The organism is Photorhabdus cinerea, assembly GCF_011189575.1.
Lineage (GTDB): Bacteria > Pseudomonadota > Gammaproteobacteria > Enterobacterales > Enterobacteriaceae > Photorhabdus > Photorhabdus cinerea.
Genome location: NZ_PUJW01000083.1, coordinates 1 through 2,657, shown reverse-complemented (window position 1 = coordinate 2,657; position 2,657 = coordinate 1). Strand labels below are relative to the sequence as shown.

The 2,657-nt window shown below is 42.9% G+C and carries 5 protein-coding genes; 4 read left to right on the top strand and 1 reads right to left on the bottom strand.

The window, feature by feature from the left end:
- The first annotated feature begins 92 nt into the window (after window positions 1-92).
- On the top strand, window positions 93-296 hold the full coding sequence (locus C5469_RS22575) for a hypothetical protein (protein WP_166310915.1): 204 nt from the start codon (window positions 93-95) through the stop codon (window positions 294-296).
- On the opposite strand, the gene ghoS is transcribed toward C5469_RS22575, so the two are convergent.
- Window positions 293-574, bottom strand: a complete 282-nt coding sequence (gene ghoS / locus C5469_RS22570) for a type V toxin-antitoxin system endoribonuclease antitoxin GhoS (RefSeq protein WP_166310913.1) — start codon at window positions 572-574, stop codon at window positions 293-295. The genes C5469_RS22575 and ghoS overlap by 4 nt on opposite strands.
- A 321-nt stretch (window positions 575-895) precedes the next feature.
- Here ghoS and C5469_RS22565 point away from each other — a divergent pair, with 321 nt between their 5' ends.
- The 3 genes from C5469_RS22565 to C5469_RS22555 all read left to right on the top strand — a co-directional run.
- Window positions 896-1,075, top strand: coding sequence for a hypothetical protein (locus C5469_RS22565; protein ID WP_166310911.1), 180 nt, complete (start codon window positions 896-898; stop codon window positions 1,073-1,075).
- A gap of 18 nt (window positions 1,076-1,093) precedes the next feature.
- Complete coding sequence (locus C5469_RS22560) at window positions 1,094-1,738, top strand: hypothetical protein (protein ID WP_166310909.1); 645 nt, start codon at window positions 1,094-1,096, stop codon at window positions 1,736-1,738.
- Window positions 1,739-2,154: 416 nt separating this feature from the next.
- On the top strand, window positions 2,155-2,657 hold a 503-nt coding region (locus C5469_RS22555; RefSeq protein ID WP_166310907.1), incomplete at its 3' end, for an RNA polymerase subunit sigma-70.

The window sequence follows — 2,657 nt, the reverse complement described above, 5'->3', positions numbered from 1 at the left end:
TTATGGGCGCCCAGCGGGTGGATACTGACTTTTTAGCATAAAACTCTAATTCCAACTGTTTCCGGGTTGGAAAGGGTTCAGTGAGGTTAACAATGAAATTTGAAGATTTAACAATCGAATCACAAGTAGCGGCCCGTGAAGCTCTGATAAATGCACTAAATATAGAGATGGAATCTCGACGCTATATCGATAACGACAGGGCGAAATATATCGCCCGGAATATTAGAGATGCTTTTATTGCTTTAGAAGGCAAGGGAAAAGTATCGAAAATCTGTTGTGATAGTGACGATGATTAAGCTCTTTTTAAACCTTTCCAGTGAATCACTTCAGATTCAGTTACAAGAACGGAAGGTTTTTTCCGAACAGATTCCGCAATAGAATATGCCTTTTGAAGTACATCACTGGCTGTTTCATTACTTTCATATTCATACTCGGCATCAGGTAACTTATAAGTAATCCCTTCATCAGAGGTGATAGTCTTGCTAAATCCTTTGGCTTCCATCTTTTTATGAAGTGAATCATAGTCATCAGAATCGGCATCATGAAGCTCTATACGAACTATGAAGTTAGCCATTTTGGTTACTCCTCATTTGACTGTGGAATAGTCAACATATCAATTTTTCTTGACTGTGGAAAGCAGGAAACCCGCGCCGCCTGAGTGGGTTATCAAAGCAGGCATATCAGTAGCAATACCGGAAAATTAAAACATGAACGATTTTGAATTTTATTGCTGGATAACCCCGATACTCGGCGGTTTCTTGCTCATGCTGCACGGCACATGGGGTAGTTTTCTGTACGGCTTAATGTGCTGGGGTGTTTCTGCTGCGTGGGCGTGGTGGAGAACCAGATAACAGGTCGCCCAATGCGGCCTTTTTTATTTTGAGGAAATAGCACGATGACAACAGGTGAACAAATAATACTGATGTTTCGAGGGTTAATTGCTTCATTGCCAGAGCAGCAACAGGAAAACTGTCGTGCTTGTGAAAAGGTAATGCATAAAATGTTGGCTGATTACCCGGATGGAGAGGCTCTTCTTGCAATTGGGTTGATTGGTGCTGAGTTACAGATATCTTAGGATATTAAGGTTGGTCTGATGGCAGGATTAAAAGAACTGTCTAATAAACTGGCTCAAATAAAGAAGCAAGTCCCATTTGCTACCGCTCAGGCATTAACAAAAGTTGCACGTCAGATTGAACAAGCTGAAAAGAAGGCGATAGAGCGTAAGTTAGATAATCCAACCCCTTTTACTGTTAAGTCTGTTGGTTCAGTCGGTGCAAGCAAAAGCAATCTGAAAGCGAAAGTATTTGTTCGTGATATAGCCGCAAGTTATCTCACACCCTTTGAAATTGGCGGGGTACATAAACTTAATAGCAGTGCGTTATTAAATCCGAAGAACATTAAATTAAACAAGTATGGCAACTTACCCCGCAATAAGCTCCAGCAACTGAAAGCCAAGCCGGATACGTTTATCGGTGAGATAGACGGGGTGAATGGGGTATGGAAGCGCAAGAAAGCCAAGAAAGTTAAGAAGGGCAAAAAACGATTGAAGCGTTCCCCCAATGGCACTCGTCGAGACAGAGTAAAACAAAGACCGCCGAAACTATTAATCCGGTTTGGTGATGCCCTGCCTGTTGCTCCGATCCTGGGTTATCAAGAACGCGCAAGAAAGATGGCTGATGCATTAATGCCACAAGCTATAAGCCAGGCATTGGATGAAGCCATTAAAACAGCCAAATAACTAGGGTGATTTGATATGTACGAGTTAAATGTAAAAGTTACTCTCCCAACCCAACAAGATGCTCAAAGAGTTGTCGATGAAGTGAGGGAAGAGTTATGCAAATGCCAAGTTACTCACGAGTTGGGAGGGGTAATGTGTAATGAGGTTTACAAGCGAATCAGGAGCATTGTACAGGTTGAAGTAAGTAAAGATCCTATAACACAATCAGAGACAATCATCAGTTAATGCAATCCATGTTCACTTAAACAGGAACAAATCATGAAATGAAATCGTAGCGATAAGGCCAGACGAATCAAACAAGAATTATTCTCATTTAATTTGAATGGGTCCTTCCCAAGCGATTGATATTTCAGGGGCATTGCGCGCCCCGATGTTTCACTAGTTATAAGTCTTTGAAATTTAGGTAACATTAACAAATGAATCAGTCAGAATTCGCAAAATTGCACGGCGTCAGCCGCAAGACAGTAACCCAGTGGAAGGCCCGCGGCTGGCTGGTTCTTAACGGTGAAGACATTGATGTAGATGCGTCAAACGCGAATGTCGAACGATATCGAAAGTCTGTTACCCGGCCCGATAAAAAAACTACAGGTAACAAACAGGGTAACAAGTCAGGTAACAGATCCCAGGGTAACAAATCTGACAGCGGACGCACGGAGTCACCGACAAAAATTGTCGAGCGGATGATCGCCGAAAAGGGCGCAACGATGACATTCGATGAGGCCCGGACGTTAAAAGAAAACTTTCTCGCGTTGCTCACTCAATTAGAGTACGAAATTAAGTCCGGCCAGGTGCTGCCGTATAAAGACATGATTGAGGCTGTCGGGCAAGAGTATTCAAGAATGCGCACTCGCTTAATCGCTATTGCTCCTGAACACGGTCCTCGTCTACGTGTCTTGGCCTCCACCACTAATGATACGGA

Coding starts and splice junctions, on each gene's coding strand:
- C5469_RS22575 (WP_166310915.1), top strand. CDS start 93: ATGAAATTTGAAGATTTAACAATCGAATCACAAGTAGCGGCCCGTGAA.
- ghoS (WP_166310913.1), bottom strand. CDS start 574: ATGGCTAACTTCATAGTTCGTATAGAGCTTCATGATGCCGATTCTGAT.
- C5469_RS22565 (WP_166310911.1), top strand. CDS start 896: ATGACAACAGGTGAACAAATAATACTGATGTTTCGAGGGTTAATTGCT.
- C5469_RS22560 (WP_166310909.1), top strand. CDS start 1,094: ATGGCAGGATTAAAAGAACTGTCTAATAAACTGGCTCAAATAAAGAAG.